Consider the following 20,428-nt stretch of genomic DNA (forward strand, 5'->3'; position numbering starts at 1 on the left):
TTTGTTCGATGTCAAAATTATTTGAAACCATTCAGTTTGCTGATCTGACATTAAAAAATCGGGTCATTATTGCACCGATGTGTCAGTATTCGGCAACAGAAGCAGGTGAAGTCAGCTACTGGCATGAACAACAGTGGGCAAATTATGCTTTATCTGGCGCAGGGCTATGTATTGTTGAAGCAACAGCTGTACAGGCTGAGGGACGAATTACTTATGCTGATTTAGGGTTGTGGAATGACCAGCAACGTGACCAAATTAAGACATTACTTCAAAAAGTGAAAACACTTTCTCCAATGCCGTTTGGTGTGCAGTTGGCGCACGCAGGTCGTAAAGCTTCAACTGATAAACCTTGGTTAGGTCGTGGGCAATTTGCACCTGAACATGCACATGGTTGGCAAACTGTAGCACCGAGTGCGATTGCTTTTTCAGAAAAAGATCTTGCGCCACATGCATTAACACTTGAAGAAATTCAGGCAGTGAAACACGACTTTGTCGCAGCGGCACAGCGAGCGGTTGATGCAGGTTTTGATTTGATTGAACTTCATGCAGCGCATGGTTATTTGTTGCATCAGTTTTTATCGCCGTTGTCGAATCAGCGCCAAGACCAATATGGCGGCAGCTTGGAAAATCGCATGCGTTTGACTCTTGAAGTGCTTGCTGAAGTTTTGGAAGTTGTTCCACAAGGCTTCCCTGTTGGCGTGCGTATCTCTGCAACCGACTGGATGGAATCGCAAGCCGATGCCAGTTGGACACTTGAATCGAGTGTTGAACTTGCCAAGCAACTTGAAAAAGTGGGTGCAGCTTATGTGCATGTTTCTAGTGGTGGTTTACATGAAAAGCAGCACATTGATATTGAACCGAATTATCAAGTGCCATTTGCTGCAGAAATTAAGCAACATGTTCATATTCCCGTGATTGCAGTGGGCTTAATTACTGAATCTCAACAGGCAGAAATGATTGTACGTCATCATCAAGCTGATGCGATTGCCTTAGCACGTGCAATTTTGTATGACCCACGTTGGGTATGGCATGCCGCAGTTTCCTTGGGTGAGCCAATTCAGGTTGCACCGCAGTATTTACGTTCTCAGCCGCATGGTTTTAAAAACTTATTCCACGCTTTTTCTGAATCTTAAATGATTTTTTTCATTTGGTTCTGAATATTCTACGGCCAATTTTCCTCCTCATAGGAACAGGCTATGGCAGTGTCAAGCTTGGCTTGCTCACTGCTGAACAAATTAAGAGCTTAGGTGGCTATGTCATTAAAATAGCGCTGCCTGCTCTGATTTTATCCTCACTTGCCAGTAAAAATCTGCATGATATCTGGTTGCCACCTTATTTATTTGCCTATGCGGGTGGCTCACTATTAATTTATGCTTTAGCTTACAGGCTATATCGCAGTCACTTTTCTTATCCGTTGACCCAAGCCGCAGTGATGTCGATGGGTGCATCCATGTCGAATACAGGCTTGATTGGTAGTGCAATCTTGCCGTTATTGTTGCCTGATCGTGCGGTCATTTATTTGTCCTTAACCTTAATGATTGAAAATCTGTTAATGATGACGATGGTGTTATTGTTGGCAGAAGCAGGGTTGCAAGCACAGCATCGCACTTCTGTTATGCTCTATCATGCAGTTAAAAATTTGCTAAAAAATCCATTGGTTATTGCTATTTTACTGGCAATGTGTGCTGTTATATTTGAGTTACACTTGCCACAGATTTTGAATAATCTGTTGACTGTACTCGGTAAAACAGCTTCGCCTTTGGCATTGCTGGTGATTGGGGGGCAGTTTGGTTGGTATTCGCTTGCGGGCACTTGACCATCAAACTTTACTGCTGGTTGGCTTAAAAATTCTACTTATGCCCAGTGTTATTTTTGCTCTATTTTTATTTTATCGAATGCATCTTTGGACATGCAACAAGCAGCAACCTTGATTGCGGCACTGCCGATGCCAATTGTATTTGGAATTTTAGGGCAAGTGTATGGATTGGAGCAGCGAGCGGTTGCAGCTGTGATGCTCAGTACGCTTCTAGGGTTTATTGCAGTCAGCATGTTAATGACTTTCTGGTGGTAGATTGACCCGTAAAGCGACTCGGTTTACTATCGCGCAAGTGATTTTTTAATCAATTATTCAGAAAGATAAGGCTCTTTTTTCATTTGGATGATGTTCTTTTAATATGTGAAAAGTCATCTGAAATATCTCATGAAGCCAGAGAGATCAGCCGAGGCGAACCGACCAAGAGGATGTAAAATGGCTCGACCACGTTTTTTACCCGATAATTTTAGCCTGATGATCATTGGCATGGTGGTACTTGCCAGTCTTGCACCGATTCAGGGTCATGCAGCCAGTATTTTTGGACAATTGACCAATTGTGCAATTGCGCTGTTGTTTTTTTTACATGGAGCAAAGTTGTCACGCCAAGCCGTGATGGAGGGTTTAACCCATTGGCGCTTACATCTGTGTATTTTTGCAGCAACTTTTATTTTGTTCCCAATTTTAGGTCTTGTACTAAAACCATTGATTGAGCCGCTGTTAGGGCATCAACTCTATCTGGGGGTTTTGTATTTAGCATTGTTGCCTTCTACGGTGCAATCATCAATTGCATTTACTTCGATTGCCAAAGGTAATGTACCAGCAGCACTTTGTAGCGCTTCAGCATCCAATATTTTCGGGATGTTTATTACGCCGTTTTTGGTCAGTATCTTCATTAGTCAGTCCTTGTCTCAGCATGATACAGGTTCATCTAGTGCAGTCCTGAATATTGTTTCTTTGTTGCTTGTTCCATTTATTTTGGGGCAAATTTGCCGTTCAAAACTTTTCCCAGTGATTAAAAAGCATGGTTCAATGGTTAAGGTGGTTGATCAAGGCTCAATCTTGATGGTGGTTTATGCGGCTTTTAGTGAAGCAGTCATTGAAGGGATTTGGCATCAGGTTTCAGTAGGAACTTTGTTGACTCTATTTATTGTATGTGCTGTGTTACTGGCGATTGTGATGTTGCTGATTCATTATTCGAGCCGTGCTTTGGGCTTTAAAAAGAAAGATCAGATTGCGATTTTATTTTGTGGCTCTAAAAAAACTTTGGCGAGTGGTGTACCGATGGCCAAGATTATTTTTGCAGGACAGCCAATTGGTCTGATCTTGTTGCCTTTGATGTTGTTCCATCAAATTCAATTGATTGTGTGTGGTATTTTGGCGAGCCGTTTTGCTCAGCGTGATGAATCGTTAGACGATCAATAATCATTAAAAACGCACCTCAGCCGATTGGACTGAGGTGCTTCCAATTACTGAACGGAATCCAGTAACTGATTAATATCATCGGCACTACGTGCGCCAGAAATACGCTGACCATCTTTTAAGAAGAATGTTGGTGTGCCATCAATATGCAGTTTTTCACCCAATTCTAGGTTTTTCTGTACAGGGGTAGTGCAACTTTCTTTGCCTGTCGGTTGTTTACGATCAAGTACATAGTTTTCCCATGCACTGTATTTGTCTTTTGAGCACCAGATTTTTTGTGCCATTGTTTCTGCATTTGGATGTAAATTCTTTAATGGATACAAGAATAAATACACAGTGACATTATCTACTTTTTTCAGTTCTTCTTCTAAAGCATGGCAATATGGACAGTCGGGGTCGCTGAATACATACATCACACGTTTACCATTGCCTTTTACGTGCTTAATGGCTTGATTGAGTGGCAGTGTCTTTACATCAATTTTATTGAGTTCTTGTAGGCGCTGTTCGGTTAGACTGACTTTGTTTTTTAAGTCGACCAAGTTCCCAATAAAGAAATAGCGCGCTTCGTCATTGGTATAAACCACTTCACCATCCATATAGACTTCGTAAATGTCTTTAATTGGGGTGGGTTGAATCGACTGTGGCGTAATATCTGGGTAGTTTTTTTGCAGGTTGGCTTTTAGGGTTGCAATATCGGCATGTGCCAGTCCCATGGTCATCAGACTCAGTCCAAGGGCAGCAATCAGTTTTTTCATAAAGTAACTCGAAGTGTATTCTGTGAAATTTTGGTTATTTTGTAGAAATTATGAGAAGAAAACGAGGGCAATTTGTGGGATTTTTGAATACAGCACTTTGGGCAAACTTGAGCTTGCCCAAAGTTAAATAGAGTGTTATTGAGGGCGAGCAATGTCCCCATTTAAGGCTTCAGGTAAATCGAGTACTGTCCAACCCAGTTCTGCCAATGCAGCAGGTTTGGCAACCACTAAGGCTTGGAAACCTGTTGCAGTCTCAACGCTATTTACGACTTCAACATCTGCATGAGGTTTGCTTGCAACAGCAGGGACGTCCCCCGTGCTTTCAACTAAATGCAGCCAATGTTTTGGTTTGGCTTTAAACCATAAACGAGCCACGATCTCTTGACCGATATAACAGCCTTTATCGTAATGTACGCCTTCACGTTGATGTAAACGCAGTTCTTGGGGTTGAAACTCATGTGCCGTGGCTTGGCAAATGTAGGCTTGACCCTGTGCGATGGCGTGTTGTTTCCATGCTGAAATATCTGTAACTTCTGCTGCAAAGCTGGTCGAGTCAGAAGTGAGTGTTGGATAAACTTCACCAACTAGAGTCAACGTCATTTTAGAAAATGCACCATATTTTTTAATATGCTTGGCAAATTCATCACTTTGGTCTTGTGTAACCACCAATTCAAAATGTTCAGCATCTAATTTATTGAGCCATAAACCAAACTGGATACGACCTTTTAAATCACAAATTGCGGTATAGCGCGGGGTTTGTTCGGCAAGACGCTCAACATGTAAGGTCACTTGTCCTTGCAGAAATTTTTGTGCATCAACACCACTCAGTTGATATTGAATAAAGGCTAAATCACTCATCTTTTTCTCAAAAATTAGGCTTTTTACTATCGGTCTATTGTGGCGGATTTTGCCAAAAAATTCAGCCGTTGATTGTTATGTTTCTGCGTTTAAGCCCAGTATACGGTGTTGTAATAAAGCAATTGCTACATAAATCAGCAAAGCGTTACAACATGTAAAGTGAGAATCGGTTACATTAAGAAACTTTGGTTTGTGGTTAAAAAGCAGGGTAAAGTTACAGTGAAAAAACTCATTGTTGCTCTTGGTGTCATGGTGGTTATGCTGGTGTCAGCATGGTTGGCATCGCCGTATTGGATGATGTACCAACTGAAACAAGCTTACGAAAATAATCAACCTGAACGGATTTCAGCATATATTGACTATGATGCGGTCAAAGAAAGCTTGAAGCCACAAATGAATGCACAATGGTTTGGCACCGATCTAAATCAGGGAGAGCGTCCATCTTGGAAAAAGCTTTTAGGTGCATATATGGGTGAACCGATTACCGATGCGGTTTTAGATACGGTAGTGACCCCTAAAACCATGATTTTACTGTTACAAGGTAAACAGCTCTCTCAATCACTGGTTAGCCACCAAAAGCTAGATGATAGTAGTAATGTCATGCAAGCGAACATGAGTCATACAGCATCCGAGGACTCAACGTCTGAGCTTTCCAGTACTGAATTACAGTACCATGCAGGTTATCGAGATTTAAACCACTTTGTCATTCATGTGGTGCATGTGCAAGGTGCCGATACCCAGTTTATTTTTACTCGTGATGGCTGGAATTGGAAAATGACGGACATTGACCTTGGTCTGACAAAAAATCAGCAGGCATCTTAGTGGGTTTTCATGACTTATATCGCATGAGTTCTCATGCAGTCATCACCAATCACAGCCAGCAAGTGTTATTGCTTAAAGCCACTTATGCCAATCAGGCATGGGGCTTGCCTGGTGGTGGCTTGGATGTCGGAGAAACCATTCATCAGGCTTTAATTCGAGAATGTCAGGAAGAATTGGGCTGTGATGTCGAGATTGCTTATCTGAGTGGCGTGTATTATCACAGAGCAGTGAATTCACATGCTTTTATTTTTCGCTGTTCTTTACCTGAGCAGGCAAAAATTCAACTGAGTGAAGAACATTCTGAATATCGCTGGTTCGACGTTTCACAACTGACAGAAGTCCAGCAAAAAAGAGTCTTGGATTGTCTGAATTTTCAAGGCGCAGTTCAAAGTGCCAGTTTTTAACTGATCTCTCTTTAAAATAAAAAGGTCATCAAGCGATGACCTTTTATAACATGTTGTATTTATTCTTCAATAAATACACTAAAGCTTTCTACAGGTTCACGTGGAGTGATGAAGGTATTTACAATGTCATCTGGGTCTGCATAGCCTAAAGCTACAGTACACACTAACTCTTCATCTTCAGGCGCACCAATTTCTTCAAGCACGATTGGGTGAAAATGATTCCACGCAGCCTGTGGGCAAGTGTCTAAACCACGTGCTTTAGCAGCCACCATCACATTTTGAATCATCATGGCAATGTCCATTTTTGAACCAATACCCATCACTTTATTAACTGTGAAATACAGACCGATAGGTGCATCGAACAGTTTGAAGTTACGCAACTGCTGTGCCGCCATTTTTTCTTTTTCACCGCGTTGAATGTTCAACAAGCTATACAGTCCCCAACCATTGGCACGGCGGCGGTCAATAAAAGGTGAAATCCATTTTTCAGGATAATAGGCAAAGGTTTCTTTATATTTTTCTGCTAGCTCAGGATGTTCATTTACTTCAAGTTGAGCCTGACAGACACGTTCAACTATCGCATCACGTTTTTTGCCTGTAACAACGTAAACTTTCCAAGGTTGTGTATTGGTCCCTGAAGGTGCTCGGCTGGCAACGCTTAAAATGTCACGGATGATTTGTGGGTCAACAGGGGTGTTTAGAAAAGCACGTACTGAATGGCGTGAAGTAATGGCGTCATCGACGTGGCGAACTTGCTCCAAGTTCATAAGTATACTCCTGTAATTTGATCAGTTAATGGTTTTTTAGCACTATAAACGATAGAGCAGGGCAGTGGCTAGCAAAACCACAAATCATTTATAGGAGTGACTGTTTAATCATGGTCTTTTAAATTGTTAGACTAAATGGTCAACTTTAACTAACTGTTGTTATAGTAAAAAGTCGGAATTTTATAGACTAGGAAAAGAAAAAATGTTGTTTATTTAATCTAAACAATCTAAATTCTTGATCAAATAATCATAAAAAAGCGTTTGAAATTTAATCACTAAAATGGTGCAAAAATTAAAAAATAAGTTGGATTTAAGGTTCATATCGGTATAATTGCGTCTTTTTTTAGTGCAATAGATTTTTTTGGTGCAATTTTGCAGAATGGGATTTCTTCATGCTGTTTGATTATTAATCTTTTCTAAAGATTTTTGTTAATTCTAACTTGTGCCAGTCAAAAATTTTTTGTTGAGGGCTGAACAATTTTCTTGTGCAGCACAGTATAGATGCGGTGCTTCATACCAAGCAAACAGCTTGTCATGTTGACCATCACTCAGACTTTGTGGGGGAAATTGAGTTCAACCTTTCATGGAACATACATGTGATAGCAAGCAATCGAGGCAAACACATATCGAAAGCGGGCTGAATTATCCAAAAGAGTGATCCCGTATAATCTAGAAGGACGTCTGAATGAATTCGGAATTAAATGCATTCCTCATGGAGTGGGTTTCAAGATTAAATGACCCATTATGGAATTTCTTGGTAATTTTACTACTTGCGGTCGGCTTGATTTATACCGTTGTGACAGGTGGTGTTCAAGTTCGAATGTTTTTACAAAGCATTCGAGTGATGAAAGAAAGTCGCCAACCTGGGGAAGATGAACATGGGATTACCCCATTTCAGGCTTTTGTAACAGGTTTAGCAAGCCGTGTTGGTGTGGGAAATATCGGCGGGGTTGCAATGGCGATCGCAATTGGTGGGCCAGGTGCGGTTTTTTGGATGTGGGTCACTGCAATTGTAGGCATGAGTTCAGCATTTGTTGAGTCCTCTTTGGCACAGTTGTTTAAAATTCGTGATGAAAATAACGCACAGTTCCGTGGTGGGCCTGCGTACTACATCACCAAAGGTCTAAAGAGCAAACCATTCGGGATTGTTTTTGCCCTTGCAATGATTTTGGCTTACGGTTTTGTATTTAACTCGGTACAAGCCAATGCCATGATTGATGCTTCATCACATGCTTGGGGCTGGGACAAAGCCAATATCGTGCTACCACTGGGTGGTTTGAACCTGACGATTTCTTGGGTCGGTCTAGCCTTGGTTGCCATTACGGCAATGGCCATTTTTGGTGGTATCAAGCGTATTGCACATTTTGCCGAAATGTTCGTACCGCTGAAAGCGGGTCTTTACCTAGCAATTGCATTTTATATTTGTATCAGCAATTACGACATTATTCCGCACATTTTCTACCTGATCTTTAGCAAGGCATTCCAGTTTGATGCGGCTGCAGGTGGTTTCTTCGGTAGCATGGTATCTATGGCGATGATGCAAGGCATTAAACGTGGCTTGTTCTCAAACGAAGCGGGGATGGGTTCTGCGCCAAACGCTGCGGCAGCATCGGATGTACACCATCCTGTCAACCAAGGTTTGGTTCAAATGTTGGGTGTATTTGTAGATACCTTTGTGGTATGTACCAGTACGGCACTTATCATTTTGATTTCAGGTGTTTATACCAATTCTGGCTTGCAAGGTGTTGAGCTGACTCAGCATGCACTCGAAACCCAGATTGGACACTATGGTGGTGACTTCCTTGCATTCATTCTATTTTTGTTCTGCTACTCTGCGATTTTAGGGAACTATGCTTACGCAGAAAGTAACGTCCAGTTCATCAATAACAGCCGTGTGGTGATGTTTATTTTCCGCTTGATGGTGTTGTTTATGGTGTACTTCGGCGCGATTACCAGCGTTCCATTAGTTTGGTCAATGGCTGACTTGTCGATGGGGATCATGGCAACGATTAACTTGATTGCGATTCTCTTGCTGATGCCATTCTTACGCATGATGCTAAAAGACTATCGTTCACAGCTCAATTGTGGTGTAAAAGAGCCTGTATTTAAGTTAGATAACCATCCAGAATTTAAGAAAAAGATCGATACCGATATTTGGTAAGATCACATCGAAAAAGCCAGTGTCATCACTGTAATGCCAGTCAGTTAAGCTGATTGGCATTTTTTCTTTGGATATTTTGCAGGTTTTGCTTTAACTACTCTCGGACACAGCCTATGCCTTTTTTCAGGTAATACATACATTTTTGAACTTTCTAATAAATGCTCTAAATGTCTAGGCAAATTACCTGCCGACTCTAAAGGCGTATGCCTCAATATAGAGTGTATTTGCATACACTCATTTTTACAGCAATTTGCATTTTTTTGCTTAACTGGCTGGCATTAGTGTCATCATTGGCTTTTTTTGTTTAGATCATATTGCGAACTTCTTGAGCACAATGCCGTAATAGGAATAAAGTGGAATGTGAAAAAAAACCTGAGTGTGCTGATGCTTAAAATAGCGAGCAGTGACATAGGGATTTAACATACTTTTTCTTTGATTATTTTGCCCAACCTAGTGTTGGGCAAACTGTTTTTGACTCATCTACTTTGAAATATCCATATATCCGCAAACTGGCAATTTCATATATTGGCTTAAGGTCATCTTTTAAATGAGATAAAAATTCGAAATTTAGTGGCGAAAAAGCTAATTTATAGTCAAAAAACAAGGTTTTGCATATTTGATGAGCAGATAGATTGGAAAATAGTTGACGTGCATTATAGATCTGTAGATAATGCACCCACAGTTTACGGCTATGTAGCTCAGTTGGTTAGAGCACCGCACTCATAATGCGGGGGTCACAAGTTCAAGTCTCGTCATAGCCACCATTTTTATAAACCATGCATCCTTGCATGGTTTCTTTTTTTGTGCCTAACAAAAACTGAAATCATAAAAAAACCCAAACGTGTGTTTGGGCTTTTATAGCATTCTAAAGATTAGATGCCAGGTTTCCAGCCATTCATGATTGGGTAGCGGCGTTCGCGGCTAAATGCGCGTGAACTGATACGTGGGCCAATCGCACCTTGGCGGCGCTTATATTCATTACGGTCAACTAAACGAATGACTTTTTGAACAATTTCTTGCTCAAAACCACGTGCAATAATATCGGTTTCGCTACAATCTTCTTCGATATAAGCATAAAGAATCGCATCAAGAATCTCGTACGCAGGTAAAGAGTCTTGGTCTTTTTGGTCTGGGCGAAGTTCTGCTGAAGGTGGACGTGTGATTACACGCTCAGGAATCACAGGAGTTTCGCTGATGCTGTTACGATATTTTGCCAATTCAAACACAATGGTTTTATAGACATCTTTGAGTACTGCATAGCCACCAACCATATCACCATACAGTGTGCAGTAACCTACAGCCAATTCAGACTTATTGCCTGTTGAAAGGACAAGGTTGCCAAATTTGTTGGATAAGCCCATCAGCAAAGTACCACGCGCGCGCGCTTGAAGGTTCTCTTCAGTTGCATCGGCAGGGCGATCACCAAAGAATGGATAGAGCGTTTGCATGAAGCTATTCACAATTGGGTGAATTTCCGCAATACCAAAGGTAATTCCTAAGCGTTTTGCTTGTTCAGCGGCATCTTCCACACTGATTTGTGATGTATAGGTATATGGCATCATTACTGCTTGAACTTTATCTGCACCGAGAGCATCTACCGCAATTGCTAAAGTCAAAGCTGAATCAATCCCGCCTGATAAACCTAAAATTACACCAGGGAACCCTGAGCGTTGAACATAGTCACGTGTTCCCATGACCAAACCTTGATAGATCTCAGCCATTGTATCAAGTTCAGGTGCAATTTCTTGCTGCTTATAAGCCGCGTTTTCAGCATTAAATTCGGTATAATAAATTTCTTCTTTAAAGCTTTCAGCACGTAAAGCAACATCACCATTGCGATTGATTACAAAGCTTGAGCCATCAAAAATTAGGTCATCTTGACCACCCACTTGGTTGTTATAGACCAAGTTTAGATTCAGTTCTTTTGCCAGTTTTGCCATGGTGTTCAAGCGGTGTTGAGGCTTGCCCACTTCATAAGGCGATGAGTTAAGAACCAAGACAGTATCAACATTGAGCTGGCTGAGTTGCTGAACTGTGTTCAGACTCCAAATATCTTCACAAATCAATACACCAAATTTATGTTCTAGATATTCAAAAATCAGATGTTGTTGCCCAGTGGTGAAATAACGTTTTTCATCAAAAACGCTATAGTTGGGTAAATTCTGTTTGTTGTAAATTCCTAAAATTTCACCATCTTTCATGACAGCAGCCGAGTTAAAACGCTGACCATCGTCACTATGATGAACAAAGCCAAAGACCATTACAATGTCTTTTACTGCACTGAGAACAGTTAAGGCATTTTCAGTGCGTTTTTTTAAGCTTGGGCGTAAAAATAAATCTTCTGCAGGGTAACCAATCGTGCTGAGCTCAGGAAATAAAATAATATCAGCATGTTGTTCTTTGGCTTGATTGACCTGCTCGATCATCTTTTGGGTGTTGTTTTCAATATTGCCAATATGTGGAGAGAATTGAGCAAGGGCAATTTTAAAATTTTTCATTCAAATAAAATCCTATTCCTATAAGGCTTACATCAGGCTGATTTATAAATTTAATTGTTCAGCTTAATGCAAAGTATAACAGGGGTATACGGTGGCGTTTAGGTAGTCATACTATATACGAAACACAGCTTGGATTGATCTTAAATATGAAAAAATTCTAGCTGAAATACAGAAAAACCAACATTTTTACTCAGTTTTTGATGAAAATATTACACAATTGAAAAAACCTGTTCAATTTCCTCAAAAATGTGAGCTTAAAATTTCTACGTTGAATTTTTTGGCTCAAAACAAAATAAATATAGTAGACTGCCCGAGGCTAACGTGCCCTATCTTTAAATTAGATTGTAGAGACTCTCATTGCAAAGAACTGGATTTGTAGTTGCACTTGCTGCAATGCTGTTACAAATCGCCGTATTTTTACAGGCGCTACTGCCAGAGAAATTTCAGATTTCTCCGGTATGTGCCACTATTTCTGATGCTTTAGCGTTAACCACTCATAACAAAACTGCCCCAATGGATATGTCGATGGCGGATATGCCAGAGATGTCTCATATGCAGGGTATGCACATGTCGCATGCCACGTCCCACGATCAGCAACATCAACATGACCCAAGTCATGAATGTATTTATTGTAAAGTGTATGGGCATGTCGTGGCGTTTCTTGATCTCGACATCAAAGAAGTTTTTGAACGCTTACAGATTCGTTTAATTGCTTTCCAAAAAACTTTCAAACATATTTACTTTGTTTTACAAAGGCTTTTTCTCATACCTCAAGGGCGAGCGCCCCCTCTTTTTGCTTAAACAAAATTTTAAATACAACGATTATGTTCTTGAGTCACGCCTCAAGGATTTTGTTTATGGCATAAAAGAGAAAATTCATGTCACAGCCGAAATTTATTTTACAGTCGCTCGCGGTTGCAGTTGTACTTGCTTCAAATTTGACACATGCAGAAGAAACTACCATTCAATCATCAGTAACAACCGATGAAATTCAGCTTGCTCCGATTGTGGTGACCGCAGAAAAAGGCAATCAGGCGAATGGCTTAGTTGTTGTTGCAGACCCTAAACAACCGATCCAGCCTGTGCCCGCAACCGATGGTGCAGATTATCTCAAAAGTATTATGGGATTTAATGCGATCAGTAGCGGTGGAACCAATGGTGACGTTACATTTCGGGGAATGTTTGGTTCCCGCATTAAAATGTTGACCAACGGAACTGAAAAGTTAGGTGCGTGTCCTGCGCGAATGGATGCGCCGACTTCTTATATTTCACCAGAGACGTATGACAAGATCACCGTTGTGAAAGGGCCTGAAACTGTACTTTACCCGACAACAGGTTCAGCAGCGACAGTTTCATTTGAACGTACTCCACCCAAATTGAGCAGTGAAAAACCATATCAAGGGACAGCAAGTGTTTTGGTGGGGTCATATGGTCGTTTAGATCAGAACTTTGATGGGACTTTGGGGGATGAAACCAAATATTTACGCCTAACCACCAGTCGATCTACATCCAATAGTTATAAAGATGGTGATGGGAATAAAGTACCATCGGCTTGGGAGCGCTGGACTGCCGATGTGGCGATGGGCTGGACACCTGATGATGATACATGGCTTGAGCTGAATGCAGGCACGGGTGATGGCTACTCTGAATATGCGGGTCGTTCTATGGATGGTGTGCAGTTCAAACGTAAGAGCTTGGGCTTTCATGCAGAAAAGAAAAACCTGACTGAACATATTAAGAAAATTGAAGCGCAAATTGACTATACCGACAACGATCATGTCATGGATAACTATAGTTACCGTGTGAATACAGGGACTAAAAGTTCGATGGAGCTTGCGCGTCAAACGCTAAATTCACGTTTAGCAATCACTACGGAATGGGGAAAATGGAGCATTATCAGCGGTGTCGATTCGCAGCATTGGAATCATGGCGGTGATATGAAAATGCAAAGCGGAATGATGACCATGAAGCCTTATATGCGCAATATGAAATATCAGTCTTATGGGGCTTTTAGTGAATTCACTTATCATTTAAGTGCAGATAATCAATTGGTGACAGGCGCACGTTTTGATCACGTTGCAATGACAACATCAAAAACCAATGTGATTACCAATCCAAGTGAACGTACTGAAACCGTACCTAGTGCATTTATTCGGATTGAAAATAATCTGCCGAGTTATGGCTTAAAAAATTATGTAGGTCTGGGCTATGTTGAACGTGTTCCAGATTTTTGGGAGTTATACAGTACATCCTTAGCCTCGGGTGCATATACCATCAATAACATGGATGCTGTAAAAACCGATACCATCAATAACATGGATGCTGTAAAAACCGAGAAAACCTTACAGCTCGACCTTGGGACACAGTGGCAACAGGGGTCGTGGAATGCATGGGTGTCAGCTTATGCGGGTGTCGTGAAAGATTTTATTCTCATGCAATAGGCCAATCCAAGTCGTTCACAGTTATATCCAACGGTTCGCAATGTCGATGCAACAATCGCAGGGGCTGAAGCAGGTGTAGGTTATCAGTTTACGCCGCACGTTCAGACTAATCTGAGCCTGATGTATGCATGGGGTCAAAACACCACGGATCATACCCCATTACCGCAAATTGCACCTTTAGAAGCGCGTTTGAATCTACGTTACATCCAAGATCGTTATACCTTGGGAATGTTAATCCGTTCAGTCGCCCAACAGAACCGCTATAGCTTACATGAGGGAAATGTTGTGGGTTATGACATGGGGGCAAGTAAAGCCTTTACCACAGTTGCACTAAATGCGACTTACCATGTGAGTTCAGGAATCGATCTGTCTTTGGGTGTAGACAATCTCTTTAATAAAGCGTATGCCGAGCATCTGAACAAAGCAGGAGCCAGTGTTTTTGGTTATGCCCCAGATACACAATTTGATAGTATTGGACGTAACTATTGGGCACGCATGAGCTTTAAATTTTAATTGCTCTCAGATTTTTAATCTCTTAATTTAAGGTCTTTTTTTATGGAAAATTCGCAAAATAAGAAGTCATCAGGTAGATGGCGTGGTGTGATTATTGCTGTGGTCTTGGGCCTTACTTTTTTAGGCTTTTTGTATTACAGCGTTGCTTCAGATAATAACGATATTAACCGCTATTCGCAGCAGTGGCGCTCAACGGGAGATGAATCATCATCTTCAATGCAGCATGACATGTCCAATATGAAAGATATGGATATGTCGAAAATGAGTGAGCAAGATATGGCAAACATGCATCATGATACGCCAGCAAGCGCGGTTAAACAGCAATAACAAAGGGGCGTTTCGCTTCACTTTTGCATATTTGGGGCTGTTTGCAATCCTGTGTCAAATCGCAGTGTTTGCTCAGCCTTTATTACCGAAAAAGTTCCAGATAGAACCTGCATGTGTGATGGTCATGAATGTTGCAGAACATTCTCATATGCAGCATCTGCCTGTGCAGGACAACTCAAAACAGCATACTTGTTTATATTGTTTTGTTTATGGACATCTACCGATTGCTTTGGGGTTTGGTGTTCAGGCAGTTGTGGATGGGATTCAAATCAGAATCCTGATGTTGGTCAACAACGTCAGGCGATTTTTTGAAATATTTTGGAATGGCGTTTTTTTATTGCCACAAGGGCGCGCACCCCCTGTGATGTTGAGAATGAATAGTTATCGAGACTTCTAATCACATTATAAAAATAGGTGGGGATGCAAAGAATGTATATCCAAAACCAATCCATTCATCAAACACAAGATTTGAAACTGGCTCGGCAAATTGTACTAGCACGTAAGCAGGTTCAAATTACCCAATTGCAACTGGCTCAGGTGCTGGGCATTTCGGTAAGAACTTTGGAAAGTTGGGAGCGAGGTACACGTCAACCTTCGAGTGCAGCGCAGACCTTGTTGAAGCTTTTTATTCAAAATCCGCGCTTTGTTGTTCGTTATCTTACATATTGATTGTGACCAATTAAAAAAGACCGCAAATGCGGTCTTTTTTGTCGTTTTGCTACTTTCCTGCGAGGAATTAGCGATTGATATCGCGTTGAGTCTCACCAGTGTAAAGCTGACGAGGGCGACCGATTTTGTAAGGTCCGCTGTGCATTTCTAACCAGTGGCTGATCCAGCCTACTGTACGTGCAAGCGCGAAGATTACCGTAAACATTTCTGTTGGGATGCCAATCGCTTTTAAGATGATACCTGAGTAGAAGTCTACGTTTGGATACAGGTTACGTTTAATGAAGTATTCGTCAGAAAGTGCAATACGTTCAAGTTCCATTGCAAGCGCAAGTTGTGGATCGTTGATGCCTAGAGCAGCAAGAACTTCATCACAAGTTTCTTTCATGACTTTCGCACGAGGGTCGAAGTTTTTGTAAACACGGTGACCGAAGCCCATGAGTTTAACTTCTTTAGTCTTCACTTTTTCCATGAAGCCAGCAACGTTTTCTACAGAGCCGATTTCATCAAGCATCTTAAGAACAGCTTCGTTCGCCCCACCATGAGCAGGACCCCAAAGTGCAGAAATACCAGCAGCAATACATGCATACGGGTTAGCACCAGTAGAACCCGCTAAACGAACAGTTGAAGTTGATGCATTTTGTTCGTGGTCAGCATGAAGCGTAAAGATACGATCCATTGCTTTAGCAAGAATTGGGTTGACTTTGTAATCACGGTCAGCAGGTGTAGCAAACATCATGTGTAAGAAGTTTTCTGCATAACCTAAATCATTACGTGGGTAAATGAACGGTTGACCTACAGTGTATTTGTAGCTCCACGCTGCAAGTGTAGGAATTTTTGCAATCAGGCGAACTGCAGTAATCTCACGATGATTAACATCTTCGATATTAAGATTGTTGTGATAGAACGCAGATAAAGCACCAACAACGCCAACCATTATAGCCATAGGGTGAGCATCACGACGGAAACCGTTATAGAAGCGGCTTACTTGGTCATGCACCATAGTGTGGTTACGAACTTTTGCATCAAATTCTGCTTTTTGTTCTGGCGTTGGTAATTCACCATTTAAAAGCAAGTAGCAAGTTTCTAAATAGTCAGCTTTAGTCGCTAATTGATCGATTGGATAACCACGGTGTAATAAAATCCCTTTGTTACCATCGATAAATGTGATTTTAGATTCACAAGAAGCGGTAGCCATAAAACCAGGGTCAAAAGTGAAGTGCCCAGCAGCCAATACATCCTTAACGTCAATAACGTCTGGACCTAATGTACCACTGTAAATTGGTAATTCAATTTCTTTTCCGTCAAGTTTTAAAACGGCTTTCTTGCCAGTTGCTTCAGACATTCAATAGATCTCCTGTCCTGGTGAATGTTGATCTGATACGTATTAATTGTATTTTAATGAACGCAATCAGGGGGATAAACATGGACAAAGATTATTCGTTACCACAAAATTGTCAATAATACTTATGGATTAACTTTTAACCTCTATGTTAATCGCATCCATGCTGTATCTAGGTGAATTGGTGGTACGTTTTTTTGCCCGACATAAATGTACAGCAAGCAGTGCTTAAAAATACAGTGCATATTGCAACTATCATGTGAAAAAAGAGGCAAAAAAGCTTAAAAAAGAACAAAAAATAAGCACTAGAATGATGAAAGCCTATGAAACACGGTTATTTGCTCTCGAAATATTTAGTAAAACATTTATTGGTAAAAAGTCATAATCATAATTCATGAAGCTTTGCGCTATATCACATATTTAGCTCAATTTAGATGAAATTAGGCACTCTCATGGAAAAAAACAATGATTAAATACGACAAATTGGTAAATTTTATTTTTAATAACTATTTATTTTCTAAATACCAATTCTTTTAAAAAATTATCGCCATGAAAGGATATTTTGTGATATTTGACGAAAAGGTATGCAAAAAGTTGGTTGTGTATTTCGTTAAATAAATGTTCCTTATTATTTTTCATAATATTGGTCTTTGGTTGTAGGAGGAAACTTGGATGATGAAAGTCAAAGTTAGAATAAACAATTAAATTAATTTATAAAAATAATAACATAGCGCAAAAATGTTATGAAAAATAGTGAATTTTCGAGTTAAAAATAGATGTAAATGATTCTTATTTATGAAAAATATTGAAAATGCATGCATTTAGGTTGTTTGAATTTTGTTAGTTTGCGTTCTATAATCCAGTGTCGTTTAAAAGTTTAGGCATTTGCTCGCCTAACGATGCCAGCTTTCCTTCGAATTAATCAAACAAACTCCAGCTGGAGTTTCTACTTACAGGATGCCCGCTGTGAAAAGCAACAGACCTGTCAATTTGTCCATGGGGCAGGTGTTAGCGGTTAACTTACGCTCTCCCGTGGCTATTGCATCAATCTTGCACCGTTTATCAGGTGTCATCGTATTTTTGTTGGTTCCAGTACTTTTATGGATATTAGATAAGTCATTGTCTTCACCTGAAGGCTTTACTTATGTAAAAGAACAAATATTTGGGAATTTCTTAGTACGATTCATTGTTTGGGTTTTTGTAGCAGGTTTAATTTTCCATTTTATTAATGGTATTAAACATCTACTCGCAGACCTTGGTTTTAATGAAGAACTACAAAGTGGTCGAGTGGCAGCTACAATTTCATTGGTTCTATCTGTGGTAGCAATTATCGCAGCCTTTGTGTGGATTGTATTCTAATGAAAAGTGCTACAGGTTTAACGGGTTCAGGTTCTCGCGATTGGTATCTCCAACGTGTTAGCGCGGTTATTCTAGCTGTTTATACAGTCGTGATTTTGGGTTGGATTTTATTCCACAGCGGCTTTAGCTATGAACAATGGTCTGGCTTTATGATGACTTTGCCAATGAAAGTTCTTTCATTGCTTTCAATTTTATCATTGGTTGTGCACGCTTGGATTGGTATGTGGCAAGTCTTTACAGACTATGTGACTACTCGTCAGATGGGTCCATCTGCTAAAGGTTTGCGCCTAGTATTAACGAGTGCAGTAATTATTGCTGTGTTTGTATATGCAATCTGGGGTATCCAGATTTTCTGGGCGAATTGATAGGAAAAAATCATGGGCGCTATAACCCCTAAAGAAGATTATTCAAATATTCAAAATCTTACCTTTGATGCCGTTATTGTTGGCGGTGGTGGTTCAGGTATGCGAGCTTCTTATCAGCTCGCACAAGCTGGATTGAAGGTAGCGGTTTTAACCAAAGTATTCCCGACTCGTTCTCATACAGTTGCTGCTCAAGGTGGTATTGGTGCATCTCTTGGAAACATGCAAGAAGATAACTGGCATTACCATTTTTATGACACTGTTAAAGGTGGCGACTGGTTAAGTGACCAAGATGCGTGTGAGTTCATGACTCGTGAAGCACCAAAAGTGGTGTATGAGCTTGAGCATCTGGGTATGCCATTTGACCGTAATAATGATGGTACGATTTACCAACGTCCCTTTGGTGGTCACTCTGCAAATTATGGTGAAAAAGCAGTACCTCGTGCATGTGCAGCAGCCGACCGTACAGGTCACGCACTTTTGCATACGCTTTATCAAAGCAACGTGAAAATGGGTACTCAATTCTTTGTTGAGTGGATCGCACTTGATTTGATTCGCAATGAAGAAGGTGATGTTCTTGGTGTAACAGCGTATGACCAAGAAACAGGAAACATTGCAGTATTCCATGCAAAAGTCACATTGTTGGCAACAGGTGGAGCAGGTCGTGCTTACCGTGCATCAACCAATGCCTATATTAATACAGGTGATGGCTTGGGTATGGCTGCTCGTGCGGGTATCCCATTGCAAGATATGGAGTTCTGGCAATTCCACCCAACAGGTGTAGCTGGTGCTGGTGTCTTGCTCACTGAGGGTTGTCGTGGTGAAGGTGCGATTCTTCGTAACAAAGATGGCGAACCGTTCATGGAACGCTATGCACCGACATTAAAAGACCTTGCGCCTCGTGACTTCGTTTCTCGTTCTATGGACCAAGAAATTAAAGAAGGTCGTGGTTGTGGTCCTAAAGGAGATTATATCTTGCTAGATATGACTCACTTGGGTGCAGATACGATCATGAAGCGCTTACCATCTGTATTTGAGATCGGTAAGAAGTTTGCGAACGTAGATATCACTAAAGAGCCAATTCCTGTTGTGCCAACAATCCATTATCAAATGGGTGGGATTCCAACCAATATTCATGGTCAGGTTGTGATTCCAGTAGGTGTTGAAGAAGGTGAGTTTACAACCCACTATAATAAAGAAACGAAAGAATATTCTCATACAGGAACACGTGATTACACACAACCTGTAAAAGGCTTGTATGCTATTGGTGAGTGTTCTTGTGTGTCTGTACATGGTGCAAACCGTTTAGGTACAAACTCACTACTTGACTTGGTTGTATTTGGTAAAGCTGCTGGTGAGCATATTATTGATTATGTGACCAAGCATCACGGTGATGATTATGCGCCGTTACCAACCAATGTTTTAGAAAAAACATTAGCACGTGTTCGTCATTTAGATGAGTCGACTCAAGGCGAAAATGCACAAGATGTTGCTGATGCAATTCGTGATATCGTACAAGATCATGCAGGTGTATTCCGTACTCAGGCTTTGCTTGATGAGGGTGTGAGACAAATTCTTGCGATTGAACCACGCGTGCGCAATATTCATCTGAAAGATAAATCTAAAGTATTTAACACTGCTCGTGTTGAAGCACTTGAGGTTGAAAATCTGTATGAAGTTGCGAAAGCCACATTAATTTCTGCAGCTGCACGTAAAGAGTGTCGTGGTGCGCATACCGTTGTGGATTATGAGTTACCGCCAGATCATGAAGACTATCCATACGGTCGCCGTGATGATGAGTGGATGAAACATACCCTTTGGTATTCTTCAGATAACCGTTTAGAGTACAAACCAGTACGCTATAAGCCGTTGACTGTCGAAGCGATTGAACCTAAACCACGTACATTCTAATCGGGAGTAT

The 20,428-nt window shown here is 40.8% G+C and carries 17 protein-coding genes, 1 tRNA gene and 2 pseudogenes; 15 read left to right on the top strand and 5 right to left on the bottom strand.

All coding sequences use genetic code 11. From position 1 onward, the window contains the following. Positions 1-8 precede the first annotated feature (8 nt). The 3 genes and pseudogenes from GBN19_RS04885 (at position 9) to GBN19_RS04895 (ending at position 3,235) form a co-directional block, all read left to right on the top strand. A complete protein-coding gene (locus tag GBN19_RS04885; RefSeq protein ID WP_151777383.1) occupies positions 9-1,133 on the top strand; it encodes an NADH:flavin oxidoreductase/NADH oxidase in 1,125 nt (374 codons plus the stop codon). 14 nt (positions 1,134-1,147) lie between these two features. Further along, positions 1,148-2,071, top strand: a pseudogene (locus GBN19_RS04890) (AEC family transporter). A gap of 177 nt (positions 2,072-2,248) precedes the next feature. Continuing rightward, positions 2,249-3,235 carry a bile acid:sodium symporter family protein gene (locus GBN19_RS04895; RefSeq protein ID WP_151777384.1) on the top strand — a complete coding sequence of 329 codons (987 nt, stop codon included), beginning with the start codon at positions 2,249-2,251 and terminating at the stop codon, positions 3,233-3,235. A gap of 44 nt (positions 3,236-3,279) precedes the next feature. On the opposite strand, the gene GBN19_RS04900 is transcribed toward GBN19_RS04895, so the two are convergent. After that, complete coding sequence (locus GBN19_RS04900; RefSeq protein ID WP_151777385.1) at positions 3,280-3,987, bottom strand: DsbC family protein; 708 nt, start codon at positions 3,985-3,987, stop codon at positions 3,280-3,282. Between the two features lie 135 nt (positions 3,988-4,122). Continuing rightward, the gene (gene ygfZ / locus GBN19_RS04905) at positions 4,123-4,845 is read right to left on the bottom strand and encodes a CAF17-like 4Fe-4S cluster assembly/insertion protein YgfZ (protein WP_151777386.1); all 723 of its coding nucleotides are present in this window, start codon (positions 4,843-4,845) and stop codon (positions 4,123-4,125) included. A gap of 219 nt (positions 4,846-5,064) precedes the next feature. Here ygfZ and GBN19_RS04910 point away from each other — a divergent pair, with 219 nt between their 5' ends. Together GBN19_RS04910 and GBN19_RS04915 are read left to right on the top strand one after the other, a co-directional pair. Continuing rightward, a complete protein-coding gene (locus GBN19_RS04910; protein WP_151777387.1) occupies positions 5,065-5,667 on the top strand; it encodes a DUF2939 domain-containing protein in 603 nt (200 codons plus the stop codon). After that, positions 5,667-6,071 carry an NUDIX hydrolase gene (locus GBN19_RS04915; RefSeq protein WP_151708715.1) on the top strand — a complete coding sequence of 135 codons (405 nt, stop codon included), beginning with the start codon at positions 5,667-5,669 and terminating at the stop codon, positions 6,069-6,071. The genes GBN19_RS04910 and GBN19_RS04915 overlap by 1 nt, the downstream gene beginning before the upstream one ends. A 59-nt stretch (positions 6,072-6,130) precedes the next feature. On the opposite strand, the gene GBN19_RS04920 is transcribed toward GBN19_RS04915, so the two are convergent. After that, the gene (locus GBN19_RS04920) at positions 6,131-6,838 is read right to left on the bottom strand and encodes a nitroreductase (RefSeq protein ID WP_151777388.1); all 708 of its coding nucleotides are present in this window, start codon (positions 6,836-6,838) and stop codon (positions 6,131-6,133) included. 685 nt (positions 6,839-7,523) lie between these two features. On the opposite strand from GBN19_RS04920, the gene GBN19_RS04925 reads away from it, so the two are divergent. Next, positions 7,524-8,999, top strand: a complete 1,476-nt coding sequence (locus tag GBN19_RS04925) for an alanine/glycine:cation symporter family protein (RefSeq protein ID WP_151777389.1) — start codon at positions 7,524-7,526, stop codon at positions 8,997-8,999. A 687-nt stretch (positions 9,000-9,686) separates the two neighbouring features. After that, a tRNA-Met gene (locus GBN19_RS04935) sits at positions 9,687-9,763 on the top strand. A 108-nt stretch (positions 9,764-9,871) separates the two neighbouring features. Here the strand turns inward: GBN19_RS04935 and GBN19_RS04940 are convergent. Next, positions 9,872-11,497 (bottom strand): NAD+ synthase, encoded by a 1,626-nt coding sequence (locus GBN19_RS04940; protein WP_151777390.1) that lies wholly within the window; start codon positions 11,495-11,497, stop codon positions 9,872-9,874. A gap of 393 nt (positions 11,498-11,890) precedes the next feature. Here GBN19_RS04940 and GBN19_RS04945 point away from each other — a divergent pair, with 393 nt between their 5' ends. The 5 genes and pseudogenes from GBN19_RS04945 (at position 11,891) to GBN19_RS04965 (ending at position 15,447) form a co-directional block, all read left to right on the top strand. Next, positions 11,891-12,298 carry a DUF2946 family protein gene (locus GBN19_RS04945; RefSeq protein ID WP_151708788.1) on the top strand — a complete coding sequence of 136 codons (408 nt, stop codon included), beginning with the start codon at positions 11,891-11,893 and terminating at the stop codon, positions 12,296-12,298. A gap of 77 nt (positions 12,299-12,375) precedes the next feature. Beyond that, positions 12,376-14,451 (top strand): annotated as a pseudogene (locus tag GBN19_RS04950) (TonB-dependent copper receptor). Between the two features lie 42 nt (positions 14,452-14,493). Continuing rightward, positions 14,494-14,778 (top strand): hypothetical protein, encoded by a 285-nt coding sequence (locus GBN19_RS04955; RefSeq protein WP_151777391.1) that lies wholly within the window; start codon positions 14,494-14,496, stop codon positions 14,776-14,778. Beyond that, a complete protein-coding gene (locus GBN19_RS04960) occupies positions 14,744-15,175 on the top strand; it encodes a DUF2946 domain-containing protein (RefSeq protein ID WP_151777392.1) in 432 nt (143 codons plus the stop codon). The genes GBN19_RS04955 and GBN19_RS04960 overlap by 35 nt, the downstream gene beginning before the upstream one ends. Positions 15,176-15,207: 32 nt before the next feature. Continuing rightward, a complete protein-coding gene (locus GBN19_RS04965) occupies positions 15,208-15,447 on the top strand; it encodes a helix-turn-helix domain-containing protein (RefSeq protein ID WP_151708722.1) in 240 nt (79 codons plus the stop codon). 67 nt (positions 15,448-15,514) lie between these two features. On the opposite strand, the gene gltA is transcribed toward GBN19_RS04965, so the two are convergent. Continuing rightward, positions 15,515-16,789: a citrate synthase gene (gene gltA / locus GBN19_RS04970; RefSeq protein WP_151708723.1), complete on the bottom strand. Its 1,275-nt coding sequence runs from the start codon at positions 16,787-16,789 to the stop codon at positions 15,515-15,517. 954 nt (positions 16,790-17,743) lie between these two features. On the opposite strand from gltA, the gene sdhC reads away from it, so the two are divergent. The 3 genes from sdhC to GBN19_RS04985 are packed head-to-tail and all read left to right on the top strand — an operon-like array spanning position 17,744 to position 20,418. Then, entirely contained in the window at positions 17,744-18,145 is a 402-nt protein-coding gene (gene sdhC / locus GBN19_RS04975) for a succinate dehydrogenase, cytochrome b556 subunit (RefSeq protein WP_151708724.1), read from the top strand. Next, positions 18,145-18,510 carry a succinate dehydrogenase, hydrophobic membrane anchor protein gene (gene sdhD / locus GBN19_RS04980; RefSeq protein WP_151777393.1) on the top strand — a complete coding sequence of 122 codons (366 nt, stop codon included), beginning with the start codon at positions 18,145-18,147 and terminating at the stop codon, positions 18,508-18,510. The genes sdhC and sdhD overlap by 1 nt, the downstream gene beginning before the upstream one ends. Positions 18,511-18,522: 12 nt before the next feature. After that, positions 18,523-20,418, top strand: coding sequence for an FAD-binding protein (locus tag GBN19_RS04985; protein ID WP_151777394.1), 1,896 nt, complete (start codon positions 18,523-18,525; stop codon positions 20,416-20,418). The last annotated feature ends 10 nt before the right edge of the window (positions 20,419-20,428 follow it).

Source organism: Acinetobacter brisouii (assembly GCF_008993995.1).
Taxonomy (GTDB): Bacteria; Pseudomonadota; Gammaproteobacteria; order Pseudomonadales; family Moraxellaceae; genus Acinetobacter; species Acinetobacter brisouii_A.

What these genes read in the sequence shown, in the direction of transcription:
- GBN19_RS04985 (WP_151777394.1), top strand. Translation starts at nt 18,523, where the DNA reads ATGGGCGCTATAACCCCTAAAGAAGATTATTCAAATATTCAAAATCTT.
- ygfZ (WP_151777386.1), bottom strand. Translation starts at nt 4,845, where the DNA reads ATGAGTGATTTAGCCTTTATTCAATATCAACTGAGTGGTGTTGATGCA.
- GBN19_RS04895 (WP_151777384.1), top strand. Translation starts at nt 2,249, where the DNA reads ATGGCTCGACCACGTTTTTTACCCGATAATTTTAGCCTGATGATCATT.
- GBN19_RS04885 (WP_151777383.1), top strand. Translation starts at nt 9, where the DNA reads ATGTCAAAATTATTTGAAACCATTCAGTTTGCTGATCTGACATTAAAA.
- GBN19_RS04940 (WP_151777390.1), bottom strand. Translation starts at nt 11,497, where the DNA reads ATGAAAAATTTTAAAATTGCCCTTGCTCAATTCTCTCCACATATTGGC.
- GBN19_RS04945 (WP_151708788.1), top strand. Translation starts at nt 11,891, where the DNA reads ATGCTGTTACAAATCGCCGTATTTTTACAGGCGCTACTGCCAGAGAAA.
- GBN19_RS04955 (WP_151777391.1), top strand. Translation starts at nt 14,494, where the DNA reads ATGGAAAATTCGCAAAATAAGAAGTCATCAGGTAGATGGCGTGGTGTG.
- sdhD (WP_151777393.1), top strand. Translation starts at nt 18,145, where the DNA reads ATGAAAAGTGCTACAGGTTTAACGGGTTCAGGTTCTCGCGATTGGTAT.
- GBN19_RS04925 (WP_151777389.1), top strand. Translation starts at nt 7,524, where the DNA reads ATGAATTCGGAATTAAATGCATTCCTCATGGAGTGGGTTTCAAGATTA.
- sdhC (WP_151708724.1), top strand. Translation starts at nt 17,744, where the DNA reads ATGCCCGCTGTGAAAAGCAACAGACCTGTCAATTTGTCCATGGGGCAG.
- GBN19_RS04960 (WP_151777392.1), top strand. Translation starts at nt 14,744, where the DNA reads ATGATACGCCAGCAAGCGCGGTTAAACAGCAATAACAAAGGGGCGTTT.
- GBN19_RS04965 (WP_151708722.1), top strand. Translation starts at nt 15,208, where the DNA reads ATGTATATCCAAAACCAATCCATTCATCAAACACAAGATTTGAAACTG.
- gltA (WP_151708723.1), bottom strand. Translation starts at nt 16,789, where the DNA reads ATGTCTGAAGCAACTGGCAAGAAAGCCGTTTTAAAACTTGACGGAAAA.
- GBN19_RS04920 (WP_151777388.1), bottom strand. Translation starts at nt 6,838, where the DNA reads ATGAACTTGGAGCAAGTTCGCCACGTCGATGACGCCATTACTTCACGC.
- GBN19_RS04900 (WP_151777385.1), bottom strand. Translation starts at nt 3,987, where the DNA reads ATGAAAAAACTGATTGCTGCCCTTGGACTGAGTCTGATGACCATGGGA.